The 1,099-nt window shown below is 54.8% G+C and carries 1 protein-coding gene; it reads right to left on the bottom strand.

Annotated elements, in window-relative coordinates:
* Positions 1–31 precede the first annotated feature (31 nt).
* Positions 32–1,066 carry a DUF6261 family protein gene (locus X919_RS15550; RefSeq protein ID WP_051502553.1) on the bottom strand — a complete coding sequence of 345 codons (1,035 nt, stop codon included), beginning with the start codon at positions 1,064–1,066 and terminating at the stop codon, positions 32–34.
* Positions 1,067–1,099 lie beyond the last annotated feature (33 nt).

Genomic DNA, 1,099 nt, shown 5'->3' with positions numbered 1-1,099 from the left:
CCCGCCCCCTCAACTCTAAATGAATGGAATTTTATGGTTTTGGTGTCACCGTGGCCGAACCATGTTCGGCACTGGGATTTTCGCCGTTGGCATGGCTGCCACCCGAATTATCCGCCGCACCATGCTTTTTGTTTGACGATGCTTTCGGCAAATCCTTCTCGGCCACCTCGACCAATTTCTTGCGGCTTACCTTCGCCCAAACGCTGGTTGCGCGGCCGTCGATGGTCAGGCGATAGCACTTTGCAGTGCCCGACCCGCGGTTTTCACCCGAATAATGCACCGCTTCGGCCGCCACACCCAAGTTCTTTGCAAAATCATCGAACAGCGGCATGAGCATCTTGCGTTGCTCCTCAATCTTCGCCGCATTGGCTTTCGCGTTCGACGTTTCGCGCTGTTTGAGCAGCGTGTGGCGGTTGTCCACCAACTGGTTGTAGCGGTTGATGAGCGCGGTGATGGCTGCCGACGGCTCGAGGTCGTCCAACGAATCGATGCGGCGCACCACGGCGTCGATGGCTTTGTCGGTGACACGGCGTAGCGCTTTCATATCGAACAGCTTTTTATCGCCGGCAAATCGACCGCGGAACGCCTCATCGAATGCCTTGTTGTGGTCGCCAAGGCGCTTCACGGCACCCTCGGCATGCAGCACCTTCAGGGCTTTTGCGGCCTCGGTCTCGGCCAAATCGGCCAACAAGTTTTTCAGTCCGCCCGTCTCCTTGTCATAGTTCATCGTGGCCACGCCGGCATAGCGTTTCATGATTTCGTCGATGCGTTTCGCAGCCTCTAGCTCGGCCGTCTCCTCGCTGTAGAGGCCCGCGTCCACGGCATGTTGCAGCGAATAGTAGGCCTTGTCGCGTCGGTCGTCCAACTCGCGCAGCTGCGCATTCATCTCGTTTCCCTTCTTGGGGAACATCGCCTCGTCCTCGGCCTTGAAGGCATCTTCCAAAGGTTTCAACACGGCGGTTAATTTCTCCACATTCGCCTCCTTGGCCATGGTGAGCAAGTGATTAGCAAACTGATAATGCTCCAAGTGCTGGAGATCACGTTTAAAGATTTTTTTGATTTCCATTTTATTTGTTTTTTATGGGTTAAAAATTTATCA

The organism is Prevotella sp. HJM029 (assembly GCF_000599605.1).
GTDB lineage: Bacteria > Bacteroidota > Bacteroidia > Bacteroidales > Bacteroidaceae > Prevotella.
This window is presented reverse-complemented; position numbering and strand designations above follow the sequence as displayed.